The sequence below is a fragment of the Chryseobacterium angstadtii genome (genome assembly GCF_001045465.1).
In the GTDB taxonomy this organism is placed as follows: domain Bacteria; phylum Bacteroidota; class Bacteroidia; order Flavobacteriales; family Weeksellaceae; genus Chryseobacterium; species Chryseobacterium angstadtii.
Genome location: NZ_LFND01000009.1, coordinates 21,120 through 35,634, shown reverse-complemented (window position 1 = coordinate 35,634; position 14,515 = coordinate 21,120). Strand labels below are relative to the sequence as shown.

Sequence of the window (14,515 nt, the reverse complement as noted above, 5' to 3'; positions counted from 1 at the left end):
CAATGTTTCCGGATTAACCACTCTTCAACACTCAATTTAGAACCCGAATCACGAACCCGTACAACATAGGTTCATCTATTTCCAGACTTTTAAATCATAAGCACCTTCCCAGAAATGAAATTCCATCCGGGTTGACATGATGAAAGCCTCAGTCATTTTTTCTCTGATCTCCTCCGTGCTGTTCTCTGCCAGTAGGTCACAAATAGCAATGGCCTGATCTACGGCAACGGAAAACTCTTCACCGCCATACGTCTCAATCCACTTTTGATAAGGATTGTTGATGGTGTTTTGATCGTTAAAAATATAATCCCCGACCTCCCTGTAAATCCAGAAGCAGGGAAGAACTGCGGCTACGGCTATTTCTACAGATTCCAGAGCAGCGGTACTTCTCAGGAAGTGAATGTAATGATGGCAGGCAGGTTCTAATACGCCTTTATCAGTCACTCCAAAATCAACAAAATAAGATTCATGCAGTGCATTTTCAACGACAATAGCATTTTCAGCAAAACGCATAAAAGCCAGTACATCCTGAAGATCCTGAATTTTTGCAGCGATCAGCGAAAGCGTCCTGCCGAAATGTTCAAGATATAACGAATCCTGAGCCATGTAAAATCTGAATTTATCTTGCGGCAGGGAACCGTCTGATAATTCTTTGATAAACGGCATTTCCAGAATAGACTGATAACGTTTTTCTATAGCTTGCCAGGTTTGTTCAGACCATTTCATTTTTAATAAGTTTTTGAGGATTAAAAAAGTGATTAAGCGGACCGTTTCCAAGTCCTGTTTGTACGTCTTTTCCGTTTTCTATAGCTTGATAGACGTATTGCTGTCCCAGAGAAACAGAATCATATAAAGTCTTTCCCTGAGCCAGATAGGCTGCTATGGCAGAAGAAAGGGTACATCCGGAACCGTGGGTATTGTTCGTATCGAATTTTACAGTTTCAAAAGAATGGAAATTCTCATGTTCATCATAAAATAAAGAGGTGATGGTTGAGGTTTCCTGATGCCCGCCTTTGAGAAGTATACTTTTACAGCCGAGTTTTTTTATTTTCTTTCCTGCGGCGTAGAGATCTTCAAGGGTAATAACGTCCATTTTTGCCAGAATAGCGGCTTCATCCATATTGGGAGTAATCACGTCGGCAATGGGGAAAAGTTTTTCTGTAATAGCGGCTATGGTATCTTCTTCAATCAGGCGGTGACCGCTTGTTGCTACCATAACGGGATCAAACACAAGAGGTATTTTTTTGTATTTCCCCAATGTTGAAACAATGGTTTCTACCAGTTGCGGCGTATGAACCATTCCGATTTTTATCGCATCCGGGAAAATATCATCCAGAATAGCTTCGATCTGATCGGCTACAGCTTCTACAGGAACCGGGTAAATTTTCCTTACGCCTTGTGTATTTTGTACGGGTAATGCTGTTAATACGGAGGTTGAAAAGCAGCCTAAGGCAGAAGCTGTTTTGATATCAGCCTGAATGCCTGCGCCACCGCTTCCGTCAAATCCGGCTATGGTCAATACCGATGGATAGGTGTATTTTTTCATTTTAAAATTTCATTTTTTAATTGATAGGCAGCTTTTTGAGGATCCTGAGCACTACAGATGGCAGAGACGACGGCAAGACAATCGGCTCCTGCATCAATGACTTCTCTTGCGTTTCCATTATGAATATGTCCTATAGCTACCAAAGGCTTTTCTGTAAGCTGTCTGATTGTTTTTATACCTTCAAGTCCCCATTCCGTTATGGTATCTGTTTTCGTGTCGGTTCTGAATACGGGGCTGATGCCAAGATAATCGGAAACCAATGTTTGCTCATTATCAAGCTGGGAAAGATATTCAATAGAGTAGCCGATGATTTTTTGATGAAGAAGAGGCCGCTGTCTTAGAAAATCGGGTGGAGCATCAGTGTTACCCACGTGAATGCCTGCTGCATTTACATGTTCTGCAACCTCTACATTATCGTTAATGATCAACGGGATAGAATGCTTATCGGTAATTTCAATAAGTTTCTGAGCTTTTTGAAGGAAGGATTCCGTACTGCTGTTTTTTTCTCTCAGCTGAATCACATCGACTCCTCCCAGGATAGCCTGTTCAGCCACCTGCAGGAAGTTTCGGCCCATACAGTCAGCTTCGGAAATAACGAGATAAAGTTTGTAGGGAAAAGAATTCAGGATCATTTTCGTTCAATCTTTAAACGGTTGATGAATTCCTGTTCCGTCATTGTGTACAGCTTATCAATAAGATTGACCTGAAGACTTCCCGGTCCTTTACTTTCTTCAGCCGCTAATTCCCCGGCAATACCCATTAAAGCCATTGCAGCAGCTACAGCTATTGTTTTATCTTCGGAAACCCCGATAAAAGCCCCGACTAGTGCAGTGGCAGAACATCCGAGACCTGTCACTTTCGTCATCAGCGGATGTCCGTTTTTAATAGAAATTTCCTGATGAGTATCCAGAATAATATCAGTTTCACCGGAGATACAGACTATGGTATTGTACTGGTTGACAAGATAACGCGCAGCATCAATGGCTTCGTTACTTTCCGCAGTACTGTCAACTCCTTTTGTAGCGGTTGTATTGGCCTTAGCCAACGCCATAATTTCAGAAGCATTTCCTCTGATCACCGTCGGGTTATAGGGTAAGAGTTGGTTTAAGACTTCATTGCGGAAAGAAGTTGCGCCTGCTCCCACAGGATCTAAAATCCATGGTTTTTTCACTGAATGGGCGGTTTCAGCTGCCATAATCATAGATTCCGACCAGTATTCATCCAGTGTACCAATATTAATCACCACAGAATGGGCAATCCCAATCATTTCCGTGATTTCGGGTTTTGCGTGCGCCATGATCGGAGAAGCTCCTGCTGCCAAAAGAGCATTAGCTGTATTATTCATCACCACATAATTGGTGATATTATGAACCAGGGGAGATTTTTGCCGGACAAGCTGTACCTGTTCCCAAAGAATATTTTCCATTGTTATCATTTAAAATAAAAATAGCTTCAGGAAAAATCCAAAACAAAAGGTACATTATTCGTAATGTAGTTTTGCTTTTCCCTACGTCGGTGTAAGCCGTATCAGGTTCGAAGGGACTCTCTCAATTCTTTTTCAGAATACCCCTAAAGCAAAACAAATGTATAAAAATTATCACAGCAGGCAAAAAAACACCCAACGGATTTTGAAGATGTGTTCTCTATCTTTCCACCAGTTCTTTTACAGGTTCACCATAATAGTCTATCTCTGTGGTTTTGATCTTCAGAAGCTGATACCATTTCATAAAAGCTCCAATAAATACCACAAGCATCAGAACCATGGCTGTTACCGCCAGGGCCGCCAGGAGATACTGTTCTTTGGGAAGATAGATGGCCGTGACCTGAATATAACCTGCCCAGAACGTAATTCCGGCCATGAAAACTCCCGGAATAGCCGAACATAAAGCATATTTTCCTCTGTTCATCCGGATGAGCATCGTTGTACAGACAATAAGTCCGCAGGCTGCCAACAGCTGGTTACTGATCCCGAAGAGCGGCCATATACTGCTTACATTTCCTGTGAATACGAGATATCCCCAAGCGAAAGTAAATAAGAGGCTGCTGATAATAATTCCCGGAATCCAGTTTTTATCATTGAATTTTGGAATAACAGATCCCAGCATTTCCTGTAAAAAGAACCTTCCCACTCTTGTTCCCGCATCAATGGCGGTAAGGATGAATACGGCCTCAAACATGATGGCAAAATTATACCAATAAGCGGTGAGTTGATCCATGTATGGGATTTTATTGAAAATATGAGCCATTCCTACGGCCAGCGATACAGCTCCGCCGGTTCTTCCATGAAGCTCTATGCCTATTTTTTGAGAGTAATAATCAATGTCTACACCATGCAGAGACGGATGTGCTGCCAGGAAGGCATCATAAGATTCTTTAGGAGTGTTGATCGCAAAATAATCGCCGGGCATTAGTGTACAGGCTGCAATTAAAGCCATTAAAGCAACAAAGCCTTCCACCAGCATCGCTCCATACCCTACAAAAAGGATTTCTTTTTCTTTGTTAAGCATTTTAGGAGTTGTTCCTGTTGCAATTACGGCATGGAAACCGGAAATCGCTCCGCAGGCTATTACAATGAAGATAAACGGAAGTACAGGACCGCCTATCACGGGACCGCCTCCTTTTACAAAATCAGTAAGGGCAGGCATCTGTATAGTCGGGTGAATAACAATAACCCCTACGGCAAGCATAATGATGGTTCCTATTTTTAAGTAAGTAGAAAGATAATCTCTCGGTACCAGAAGAAGCCAGACAGGAAGTACGGAAGCCAGAAAACCATAAAGCGGAATGGCAATCGAGATGGTTTTTATATCCCAGGTAAACAGGTTGTTCATGGTTTCGTTCTGCATCAGACTGTGTCCGCCGATAATTCCGGCTACTAAAAGGATTCCGCCTAAAATGCTGGCGAAAAGCACGCTGTTTTTTCTGTATCTCATAATCAGTCCCATAATCACTGCAATAGGCATGGTAATCACTACGGTAAACAGAGACCAGGAAGCTTCATGCATCGCATTGATACAGGCCAGTGATAAACCCGCCAGCGTAAGAATAAGGATGAATAAAATGGCAAAACCTGCAACGGTTCCGGTCGCTTTTCCGATTTCCTTAGAAGCAATAGTTGCTAAACTCTGCCCTTTATGTCGTACGGAAGCAAACAGAACCACCATATCGTGTACACCACCTCCGAGTACGCATCCTATGAGAATCCATAATGCTCCGGGAAGATAGCCGAACTGAGCGGCAAGAACAGGACCTACCAAAGGACCCGCAGCAGCAATAGCGGCAAAATGATGCCCGAAGAGTACATTTTTGTTCGTTGCTACATAATCTTTACCATCGGCAAATTCTACGGCAGGAGTTGTGTTTTTATCATTAAGCCGAAGTACTTTATTGGCGATGAAAATACCATAAAAACGATAGGCAATTGCAAATATCAGCACCGATACGAATATCAGAGTTAAAGCATTAGTGTTATCCAGAAAATCCATATCATCGGTTTTTAGAGTGAATAATTAAAAATATTGGATATTTTGTTAAGAATAATTTAAACAAAAGCCAAGTTAATTATTTTAGATATAAAAAATGATGATATGTATATCAATCTAGCAAATTTTAATTATTATGCTTGATTTTGTAATTTATAACATTGATTATAAGGTTGTTGTGTGTTTTTGGATTGTAGATGTATATAATTTTTTTTTGAGAGCATGTTACTTTACTAATTCCTCAAAAAGTTTATCAAATGTCTTTTCCAGATCTTTGGATTTCCCCGGATGAGGTCTTGAGGTCTGAACAGAAGAACTTCTGACAGCTGTAAGCCAGCGGAAACGTTCAGGAATTTCCATCAGGGCAATGGGGCCTCCTTCTTTATCACCGTTTGCAATTTTCCGGAAGCTTTCCAGATTCTGGATCACATCATCATAATCCAGCTTACTGTGCATTAATTTGAATTTATCAGGGCATAAATAAAATTCTACACGGATAAACTTCTCTTTTTTGGAGAACATCACAAGCCCGATGTTGAAAAATTCTTCTCTTTCAACTTTCGGCACCAGGCGTATTACAGCGTATTCGTATATTTTATCCTCTTGCATTTTTAGCTTCGTTTACAAAGATTTGAGAATTTTCTAATCGTGTTTTCAGGAACTGAAAGTAAATTTCACGGATCTCTTCAGGGGGTTCATCAGCATCATCCCATTGAAGCCAGTCTTCAGGAATTAAATTGACCATCTCTCTGAAAAGAGTATCGTTCAGTACTTCATGAGCAAACCGGTCCGCTTCATCCAGCATTTTTGCTTTCGGAAGCAGCACGTGATCTTTCACATATTTGAAAGGAGTTTTTGCCGCCGTATCAAAATTCTGCCATGAATGATGGAAATAAAAAGAAGCTCCGTTGTCAATTACCCACAGTTCTTTATGCCACATCAGAAGATTGGTGTTTCTGAAAGTACGGTCTATATTGGTGATGAATGCATCCAGCCATACGATCTTTGAAGCCAGAAGAGGATCAACTTTTACGCCCGGATCGTAGGTGATAGAGCCTGAAAGATAATGAAGCCCCAGATTCAGCCCTTCTGAAAATTTCAGTAAGTCCTGGATTTCCTCATCTGCTTCCGTTCTTCCGAAATCTACATCCAGGTTCACAAATACCAGCTCGGGAATTCTCAGTCCCAATGCCTCGGTGATTTTGCCGCCCAAAAGTTCAGAAATGAGCATTTTTACGCCATGGCCGGCGCCACGGAATTTCAGTACATATTTAAAATCATCATCAGCTTCCGCCAAAGCAGGAAGAGATCCGCCTTCTCTCAGGGGTAGGATGTAACGCGTCACGGTTACTGTTCTTAAATCCAGCATACCGCAAAATTAAGGTTATTTTTTGATAATTTTTTGAGTGTAATCCTTTTCTCCTGTTTTATATTTCAGAAAATAAACTCCGTCAGACAGATGATGCATAGGAAGTGTGTAGCCTGATTCTGTTTTTTCAAGTTGAAAAATGACTGTACGTCCGGAGGCATCGGTTAAAGAAGTAGCGGATAACTTTTGATCAGTAATAATATGAATAGCATCCTGAACAGGATTCGGATAGAGCTGAATTTGATTAATTGGCTCTTCTTTTGTTCCAAGGCTGCTGATGGTTACAGATTTTGTTTTGGTGGAATTAGTTCCGCATGCATTGGTGGTAAGACTTACTTCGTAGCTTCCTGATGCAGTGTAAGTGTGCGTTGGATTTTGTAGAGTTGAGGTATTTCCGTCTCCGAAATTCCATGAAAAAGTAGTGGCATTCTGGGTTTGATTTGTGAATTCAACCGTAGAATTTCCTGTGATCTGGTGGGTAAACCTGCTGGCAACATCATTAGCTCCCACAAGCCAAGTATTCAGATTGTCGAATACCGTATTTTTTACAATACTTTTTATAGCCTGGGCTTCTGTGATGGTTAAATTTCCGTTGAAAGAAGCCATTTCAGGATCTTTTTTGAATAAAATAGTATAGATAGTATAGGCAGCAGCCATCGAACCTATATAGCTGGGATGTGATCCGTCAGCGGAGTACAGATCCATGGCAGCATGCTGCTGTCTGATCATTCTCCAGACTTTTCCGACCGGAGAAACCAGACTTTCATTAAGCAGAGCCATATCCATATACCGGTTATACGTAAGATCATCCATGCCTTCATAAGTACACACAGCTGTGTTTCCGTTGGCACAGTTGGTAGCATCACCGGATTTATAGCCCCAGGTCATGAAGAACATGGGATTTCCACAGGAATTGGAATTTTTGATAAGTTCAGCAAGCTGCTTTGCATACGGATGCATTTCTGTCTGAACAAACGTATCAGGAAAAGACGGAATCTGGCTCTGTTCCTGAAGTACAACATAATCCCAGTTTCCTTGGTTTATTGTTGTGGTTACCAATGGATTAGCTGCATGTTGCTTCAGTCTCGCTCCACCTTCTGCATGAGTTTGATAAGTTAAAATATCACCTGTAGAAGCAGCAATATTTTTCACTAATTCAGGGAGATTATTGGTGTAGGTATAGCTGTTCCCAACAAAAAAAACATTTTTGGTAATCTGTCCGAAACCGAGTGAAAATGAAATTAAAAATAAAAGGAGTAGTGTTTTTTTCATATATTTAAATTAAAGTGGATATCACAAATATAAGTTTAATTTAAAAGGAAGTAAATAAAACTATTTTATTTTATGAAATTGATAAGAGATTGTAATATAAAGCTGAATAATTCGGAAACAAGGAATTTTCTGGCAGACGCATTTTATCCGGAAACTGATGAAAAATTACCGCTTGTGATTTTTGTTCACGGGTATAAAGGGTACAAAGACTGGGGAGCATGGAATCTGATGGGAGAGAAATTTGCAGAAGCAGGTTTCTTTTTTGTGAAGTTCAATTCTTCTCATAACGGAACCACCGTGGAAGATCCTCACAATTTCGGAGATCTGGAGGCTTTCGGACATAATAATTATTCAAAAGAACTTTCTGATCTGGGTGTTGTAATTGATCATTTCGTAAAAGATCCTCATGTGGATGATCAGAAAATTATTTTGGTCGGACACAGCAGAGGAGGAGGAATATCTATTATAAAGACCTTCGAAGATGAAAGAATCAATGGACTGATCACCCTGGCCAGTGTAGATACTCTGGAACGGTTTCCAAAAGAAGAAGCTCTGGAACACTGGAAAAAAGAAGGCGTCTATTATGTATTGAATGGAAGAACCAAGCAGGAAATGCCTCACTATTACCAGTTCTATGAAGATTTTCAAAATAATGTGCATCGTTTTGATGTGGAAAGAGCCACAGAAATGGCTAAAGCCTATGTACTGATTGTTCACGGAACCCATGATGAAAGCGTGAGTGCAAAGAGTGCCGAACATCTTCATATCTTAAACCCAAACTCAGAACTGTTCCTGGTGGAAGGAGCGGATCATACCTTCGGATCAAAAGAGCCATGGACCGGAAATGAGCTTCCGGAATACCTGAATATTGTAACAGAAAAATGCATTGATTTTATTAATAAAAATATGAAATAGCCTTCATCTTGGAATGAAATTTGGATGTTGGTGTTGCAATTATTAATCACTTCAATAAATTATTATGAAAAAAATGATCGTAAGCGCTTTTGCGTTCTCACTACTTGCCCTGACTTCATGTAAAAAAGAAGCCAAAACTGATGGAACAACTACTGCTACGGATTCTTTAACAACCGTAACTCAGGATTCCACAGCAGCACCAAAAACAGATTCTGCTACTTCAACACTGGCAACCGCCTCAACAGATAATATCATCACTAAAAATGAAGGAAAATATCCTCATGATATTAAACTTTTTGAAGATAAAAGTTTTGCAGACAGGGTTAAAAAACTTGCCGGAGCACAATATGATGAAATGCTGAAAAATTTCAACGTAGAATCTCCGATTGTATCTGAAAACGGGATTTATAAAGTAACAGGATGTAAGCAGCACGACTGCCCGGGATATTCTACCTCTATTTTTTATGACTCCAAAAATGACAATTTGAATGTGTCTATTGATAAGAACGGGAAAGTAACGGATTTTGCTGAAAAAGGAAAAATTACGGTTACTGATGCTTTAAAGTCTAAGTAAAATTTAAACTGTAAAACCTATTTGTCATTATGAACCTTTAGGTGGAGTAATCTAAAGTCTTTTTTGAGATTGCTTCGTCACTTCGATCCTCGCAATGACTGGCGGTATTCAATTGATTGTGATGCCTTATTTAGGAGAGCAAAGAGGAAATCAACTTGTTGATTTGATGAAGGGGAATAGGTGAGAGGATCTATTTTACAGTTAAGAAATAAATAAAAGCCAGCCTGATTTAGATTGCAGGCTGGTTTTATTTTTTGGAATTTTTATATTGTTAAAAGCGTCCAGGCTTCTTCAATTTTGCTTTCCAGGAGTAATTTCTGAGCATTCAGGTGAACGTTTTCATCTGCATGAAAATCTCCGGCAGGAAGCACTTCTATATTGGCAAGCATTCCCAAATCATTTCCTGTAAATATCTTGCTTAATTTGATGGAATCCGGCAGGATATCAAAACCTATTCCTTTTGTTACCAAAGGTTTCGGAACTTCGAAAAGGCTGTTTTCGTTGCTTCTGGAATACCAGTTACCTCCCAATCGGGCTACCATATCCAGTTTTTGCTGGTCAAGGTTTCCAGCTTCATTCAGATATTCTTCCCTGATGTGGATTTTCTGAACTTCACAGATCACAAGATTTCCTGCACCGCCCTGATCTCCCAGAGATTTTACTTCTAAAACTTTACATTCAAAGTTAACCGGGCATTCTTCAATCAGTTTAGGCTGTACCAGATCCGCGTTTTTCATCGTGAGACCGGATTTGATGAATTCGTTGACTCCGGTTTCATACTCGGTAGATGCTAGAGAAATCTGCTGTACAATAGGAAAGTTTACGGTTCCTATAACGACTTCCGGGACTTCCAGAACATTTTCCAGGGTATGTTTGGTTGTATTGTCCCGTACTCTCCTCGATGGTGAGAAAATCAAAATCGGAGGGACGGTACTGAACATATTAAAAAAACTGAATGGCGATAAATTACTGGTTCCGTTTTTATCTACCGTAGAAGCCAGAGCAATCGGACGCGGAGACACGGCGGTCTGCATAATCGTTTGGAGCTGTACGGGGGATAATTCGGAAGGGATTACTGTTTTCATTGTTTTGCTTAACACTTATTTAATTTTTGTCTTAAAAAAAACCTCATAGGTTTTCGAAACCTATGAGGTTTAATATTCTATTCTTTTAATCAAGTTTAATTTCTTACTAACTTAATTAAAACTAAAGTGTTTAAATATATTAAACCGTTGGAATAATTTTACCGGAAACTTCACCAAAGCCTACTCTCACACCATCTTTTTCAGCCCAGGCCTTCATGGTAACGGTATCGTTGTCTTCAATGAATTTTCTTTCCTGGCCGTTGCTTAGCTGTAAAGGATTTTGTCCTCTCCAGGTAAGTTCCAGCATAGATCCGAAAGATTTGGGATCGCTTCCTGAGATAGTTCCGCTGGCATACAGATCTCCAACTTCTACGTTGCATCCGTTTACGGTATGGTGAGCAAGTTGCTGCGTCATATTCCAGTACATGTGTTTGTAGTTGCTTTCACAAACAAGATTTTGTTCTCCGTTTTCAGGCTGGATATAGACTTCAAGGTTGATGTCATAATTTTTATCACCCTCAAATTTTAAATAGTCTAATACTTCAGGATCCTGTTTTGGAGAAGCTGTTCTGAACGGTTCCAGTGCTTCAAGGGTAACTACCCACGGAGAAATAGACGAGCCAAAATTCTTGGCAAGGAAAGGTCCTAGCGGAACATATTCCCAAGCCTGTATATCTCTTGCAGACCAATCGTTGAATACCACCATTCCGAAGATAGCGTCTTCGGCATCCTTTGTAGAGATACTTTCACCCATCTCTGTATTTTTGTTGAGGATGAATGCCATTTCAAGTTCGAAATCCAGTTGTTTGCTAGGTCCGAAAAGAGGTTTTTCTGCATCTGCAGGTTTTGTCTGGCCTTTCGGACGGTTGATTTCCGTTCCTGAAACTACAATGGAAGAGGCTCTTCCATGGTAGCCTACGGGAAGGTGTTTCCAGTTAGGAAGTAATGCATTTTCCGGATCGCGGAACATTTTTCCTACGTTGGTAGCGTGTTCGATGCTGCTGTAAAAATCGGTATAATTAGGAATGTGTACAGGCATCATCATTTTTACTTTGTCGAGATCATAAAACGCATCTTCAATTGTTTTTTCATCTTTTGACAAGGTTGAGCCTTCCTGAAGAAGTTCCTGAATTCTGGTACGTACTGCATTGGTTACAGGTTTTCCCAGTTCGATAAATTCGTTGATGGTATAGGCTTCAAAGACATTATCGTCTAATCCCTGAATATCTTCAAAATAGCCAAGATCATACAGGGTCGCAAGATCTACTATCTGATCTCCGATCCTTGTACAGCATCCGATGTATTCTTTGTTAAAAACGGTTACTCCAAAAGGAATATTATGTATAGAAAAGTCTGAATCCGAAGAATATTCTACAAATGATTTCATAATTTTTTGTAATTAAATTAGAGGTAAGATAACGAATCTATTACAATTTGCTATCCCTGTTTAATGTCTGTGGGAAATTATTTCTTTTTGGAATAAGAGGCTTCATCTATCCATCTGTCTCTTGTGTTGACGTCAATAAGGTACAGGATGTCTTTCTGCCTGGTAAGCAGTAAAGTTTTGGTTACAGGAAGCGGGACTTTTTTATTTTCAAGCTTGTCTGCCCGCAGGGAAACCATATTTTTCTTTCTGACAATATCTCCGGTAAAAACATTGGAACTGCTTTCTCCGGTTGCTTTGTCATCAAAAACTTCTACATAGGTAGCCTGGTTTCCTTTGATGATGATAAAATCTCTTTCCGTGTGGTCTTCTGCATCTTTAATGAAGACAAACTTTTTGTTGTCTATGTTTACGTTTTCAAGATTCTGGTTGATTCCTTTTCTTTCCTCCAATCGGTTAAGGATTTCATTAAGGGTTCCATACTGAGCTTTTAGCCCCAGTGTTCCAAAAAATAAAATCCCAATTAAAATTTTTCTCATATAATGTGTTTTTATAAAAAAGTTTTGTCAAGACTTCTCATCCTGACAAAACTTATACTTTATGTTACTATTAAAGATTTCCTCTTCTTTCCTGCTCTCTTTCCAGTGCTTCGAATAATGCTTTGAAGTTTCCGGCACCAAAACTCTGTGCACCGTGTCTTTCAATGATTTCGAAGAATAGGGTAGGACGGTCTTCCACAGGCTTCGTAAAGATCTGAAGAAGATATCCTTCTTCATCATGATCAATAAGGATGCCTAAAGCCTGTAATTTTTTAATATCTTCATCAATATGGCCAACTCTTTCAGGAACCATGTCGTAATAAGCTTCCGGTGGAGCGGAAAGGAATTCTACACCACGCTTCTTCAGTTCAGTCACCGTGTGGATAATATCTTTGGTAGCTACTGCGATATGCTGTACACCTTCTCCTTCGTAATAATCAAGATATTCTTCTACCTGAGACTTCTTTTTTCCTTCAGCAGGCTCGTTGATAGGGAATTTGGCGTATCCGTTTCCGTTTGACATTACTTTAGACATTAATGCAGAATATTCAGTATTGATCTGCTTGTCGTCAAAAGAAAGGATGTTGACAAAGCCCATTACTTTTTCGTACCATTCTACCGTAGGAATCATTCTGTTCCAGTCTACATTTCCTACACAGTGGTCTACATACAATAGCCCTGCTTCTTCCGGATTGTAATCACTTTCCCATTTTTCATACCCTGGCATAAAAGCTCCTTTGTAATTTTTTCTTTCTACAAACATGTGGATGGTTTCTCCGTATGTGTAAATTCCGGACATTCTTACCTCACCGTTTTCGTCTGTTAAAGTAACAGGCTCCAGATAAGGCTTTCCACCTCTTTTTGTAGTTTCTTCAAAAGCCTGGTACGCGTCATCTACCCAAAGTGCCAAAATTTTCACTCCATCACCGTGTTTTTTTACGTGTTCGCTGATAGGTGAATCGGATTTAAGCCCTGTTGTTAATACCAATCTTATTTTCCCCTGTTGAAGAACATAAGAAGCACGGTCTCTTACTCCTGTTTCAGGACCCGCGTATGCTACAGACTGAAAACCGAAAGCGGTTTTGTAATAATGGGCAGCCTGTTTAGCATTTCCTACATAAAACTCAATGTAATCTGTACCGTTGATCGGTAAAAAATTCTCAGCTTGAGCAATTTTTTCGGCAAATGTAAGTGTTGACATATTTCTATTTTTACTTTTATTTTAATGGTATGCAAATTACAAAAATCTTGTAAATAGCGAAAACATTCATGAGGATTCATTGCATATACTTAACATAATATTAAAGAAGAGTTCATTTAAGTATAGTTAAGTTTATTTATAATGAAATGGGATGTCTACATTTGTTACACAAAGAACAAGTGAAAAAAAAAATATTTTCGACACAGGAAAGCCGTAGAATCATCTGCGGCTTTCTTATTTATAGTATTTCGACTTTTTTGTTCAGTCTTCCGGCATCCGGATTGTAGTTGTCCCAGATTTTCCACGTATCGTCTATCTTCCGGATAAAATAGATCTGGGTATTAAGCTGGTTTACAAAATGCTCCTCGCCGGTTTCACCCACTTTGAATAAAAGATTCCAGAATTCCTGAGTCTCCAGAATTTTTTTGTCTGGCTCGTCGGTAACAAGATGAATATCAAAAACTTCATAGTTTGACCGGTTGTTTTTTGTTACCAGCTGAAAATCCCTCTCACACAATTCTCTGCTGAATTGTGAAGTTCTTTCCAAAAACGGAGAACCGTCAAATACAAGTTCTTTAAATATTTCTGTTTTATGTTCCGGAAAATGTTTGTAAAAATTAAATGCGGTAGCACAGTAATCGTAGACCATTTTCGTAAGAAATTCAAGACCGTCTTCCGGTTCATTTTCCTGATTGTTAAACTTTGCAGATTGTATATAATCGTTTAAGTCTTTGTACCCCAGAAAAATGCATATTTTATCTAAGGTTTTCAGAAATCTGAGATCATTGTGGGTTTTATCCTGATAATCGTTCTCAAAAAATCGTTGCAGTGTAACGTGTGATATCGTATTTCCTATTTCGAATTTTTTTCCGCCTTTTAGCTCTTCAGCTTCAGATAATTCGTCTTTAATAATTTCGGAAAGAATTATATAATGGCTTCTTTTCCATTCATTCACATTCCCCAAAACAGAATTCTTTACTTTAGAATGCTTTCCAACTTCTTCACGTATTGAATTATATATAGTTTTCAATTTCCTTGGTTTTGAATGAGTTTATCAAAAACATTGCCAAAATGTTAAAGCTTTTATAAGATTTACTTTGTTTTATTTAGGAATATTTTTATTTCACTTAGAGAAAAAAGCTATTCTT

15 protein-coding genes and 1 riboswitch are annotated in these 14,515 nt (G+C 39.3%); of the genes, 2 read left to right on the top strand and 13 right to left on the bottom strand.

Annotation, left to right across the window (positions count from 1 at the left end; genetic code table 11):
- Nucleotides 1-75 precede the first annotated feature (75 nt).
- From tenA to ACM46_RS22245, 8 genes are all read right to left on the bottom strand, one after another.
- On the bottom strand, nucleotides 76-726 hold the full coding sequence (gene tenA, locus ACM46_RS22280; RefSeq protein WP_048508877.1) for a thiaminase II: 651 nt from the start codon (nucleotides 724-726) through the stop codon (nucleotides 76-78).
- Nucleotides 713-1,546: a bifunctional hydroxymethylpyrimidine kinase/phosphomethylpyrimidine kinase gene (gene thiD / locus ACM46_RS22275; protein WP_048508876.1), complete on the bottom strand. Its 834-nt coding sequence runs from the start codon at nucleotides 1,544-1,546 to the stop codon at nucleotides 713-715. The genes tenA and thiD overlap by 14 nt, the downstream gene beginning before the upstream one ends.
- Complete coding sequence (thiE, locus tag ACM46_RS22270; protein WP_048508875.1) at nucleotides 1,543-2,178, bottom strand: thiamine phosphate synthase; 636 nt, start codon at nucleotides 2,176-2,178, stop codon at nucleotides 1,543-1,545. The genes thiD and thiE overlap by 4 nt, the downstream gene beginning before the upstream one ends.
- On the bottom strand, nucleotides 2,175-2,972 hold the full coding sequence (gene thiM, locus ACM46_RS22265; RefSeq protein WP_173426514.1) for a hydroxyethylthiazole kinase: 798 nt from the start codon (nucleotides 2,970-2,972) through the stop codon (nucleotides 2,175-2,177). Before thiM ends, thiE begins: the two co-directional genes overlap by 4 nt.
- Nucleotides 2,973-3,033: 61 nt before the next feature.
- A riboswitch (TPP riboswitch) is annotated at nucleotides 3,034-3,127 on the bottom strand.
- Nucleotides 3,128-3,189: 62 nt separating this feature from the next.
- Nucleotides 3,190-5,031 carry a carbon starvation CstA family protein gene (locus tag ACM46_RS22260; RefSeq protein ID WP_048508874.1) on the bottom strand — a complete coding sequence of 614 codons (1,842 nt, stop codon included), beginning with the start codon at nucleotides 5,029-5,031 and terminating at the stop codon, nucleotides 3,190-3,192.
- 222 nt (nucleotides 5,032-5,253) lie between these two features.
- The gene (locus ACM46_RS22255; protein ID WP_048508873.1) at nucleotides 5,254-5,637 is read right to left on the bottom strand and encodes a DUF3037 domain-containing protein; all 384 of its coding nucleotides are present in this window, start codon (nucleotides 5,635-5,637) and stop codon (nucleotides 5,254-5,256) included.
- Complete coding sequence (locus ACM46_RS22250) at nucleotides 5,624-6,397, bottom strand: HipA family kinase (RefSeq protein ID WP_048508872.1); 774 nt, start codon at nucleotides 6,395-6,397, stop codon at nucleotides 5,624-5,626. Before ACM46_RS22250 ends, ACM46_RS22255 begins: the two co-directional genes overlap by 14 nt.
- 15 nt (nucleotides 6,398-6,412) lie before the next feature.
- Nucleotides 6,413-7,669 (bottom strand): PKD domain-containing protein, encoded by a 1,257-nt coding sequence (locus ACM46_RS22245; RefSeq protein ID WP_048508871.1) that lies wholly within the window; start codon nucleotides 7,667-7,669, stop codon nucleotides 6,413-6,415.
- 72 nt (nucleotides 7,670-7,741) lie between these two features.
- On the opposite strand from ACM46_RS22245, the gene ACM46_RS22240 reads away from it, so the two are divergent.
- Nucleotides 7,742-8,584, top strand: a complete 843-nt coding sequence (locus ACM46_RS22240; RefSeq protein ID WP_048508870.1) for an alpha/beta hydrolase family protein — start codon at nucleotides 7,742-7,744, stop codon at nucleotides 8,582-8,584.
- Nucleotides 8,585-8,648: 64 nt separating this feature from the next.
- Nucleotides 8,649-9,158 (top strand): hypothetical protein, encoded by a 510-nt coding sequence (locus ACM46_RS22235; RefSeq protein WP_048508869.1) that lies wholly within the window; start codon nucleotides 8,649-8,651, stop codon nucleotides 9,156-9,158.
- A gap of 263 nt (nucleotides 9,159-9,421) precedes the next feature.
- Here the strand turns inward: ACM46_RS22235 and ACM46_RS22230 are convergent, their stop codons facing one another.
- The 5 genes from ACM46_RS22230 to ACM46_RS22210 form a co-directional block, all read right to left on the bottom strand.
- The gene (locus ACM46_RS22230) at nucleotides 9,422-10,243 is read right to left on the bottom strand and encodes a flavin reductase family protein (RefSeq protein ID WP_048508868.1); all 822 of its coding nucleotides are present in this window, start codon (nucleotides 10,241-10,243) and stop codon (nucleotides 9,422-9,424) included.
- Nucleotides 10,244-10,382: 139 nt separating this feature from the next.
- Nucleotides 10,383-11,630: a fumarylacetoacetase gene (gene fahA, locus ACM46_RS22225; protein WP_048508867.1), complete on the bottom strand. Its 1,248-nt coding sequence runs from the start codon at nucleotides 11,628-11,630 to the stop codon at nucleotides 10,383-10,385.
- A 77-nt stretch (nucleotides 11,631-11,707) separates the two neighbouring features.
- The gene (locus ACM46_RS22220; RefSeq protein ID WP_048508866.1) at nucleotides 11,708-12,166 is read right to left on the bottom strand and encodes a hypothetical protein; all 459 of its coding nucleotides are present in this window, start codon (nucleotides 12,164-12,166) and stop codon (nucleotides 11,708-11,710) included.
- A gap of 70 nt (nucleotides 12,167-12,236) precedes the next feature.
- Complete coding sequence (gene hppD / locus ACM46_RS22215; RefSeq protein WP_048508865.1) at nucleotides 12,237-13,367, bottom strand: 4-hydroxyphenylpyruvate dioxygenase; 1,131 nt, start codon at nucleotides 13,365-13,367, stop codon at nucleotides 12,237-12,239.
- Nucleotides 13,368-13,605: 238 nt separating this feature from the next.
- On the bottom strand, nucleotides 13,606-14,397 hold the full coding sequence (locus ACM46_RS22210) for a hypothetical protein (RefSeq protein WP_048508864.1): 792 nt from the start codon (nucleotides 14,395-14,397) through the stop codon (nucleotides 13,606-13,608).
- Nucleotides 14,398-14,515 lie beyond the last annotated feature (118 nt).